This is a genomic window from Desulfocurvus sp. DL1XJH-121 (assembly GCF_054819825.1).
In genome coordinates this window covers 1-270 of the sequence record NZ_JBTVWW010000101.1, presented here as the reverse complement: position 1 = coordinate 270, position 270 = coordinate 1, and the positions used below count along the sequence as shown (strand labels likewise).

1 protein-coding gene is annotated in these 270 nt (G+C 65.9%); it reads left to right on the top strand.

Features of this window, described 5'->3' with window-relative positions; genetic code table 11:
* Positions 1-270 (top strand): indole-3-glycerol phosphate synthase TrpC (locus tag ACYYG1_RS17475; protein ID WP_461211612.1); only part of this gene is annotated, 270 nt, incomplete at both ends.

The window sequence follows — 270 nt, the reverse complement described above, 5'->3', positions numbered from 1 at the left end:
GACGCCTACCTGCAGCAGGCCCGCGAAGCCTGCACGCTGCCGGTGCTGCGCAAGGACTTTGTGATCGACGCCTACCAGGTGTACGAGGCGCGCGTGCTGGGCGCCGACTGCATCCTGCTGATCGTCGCTGCGCTGGATGACACCCAGTTGGCCACGCTGTCCGAACTGGCGTTGTCGCTGGGCATGGACGTGCTGGTGGAAGTGCACGACATCGACGAGCTGGAGCGTGCGCTGCAGGTACCGGCGCCGATGATCGGCATCAACAACCGC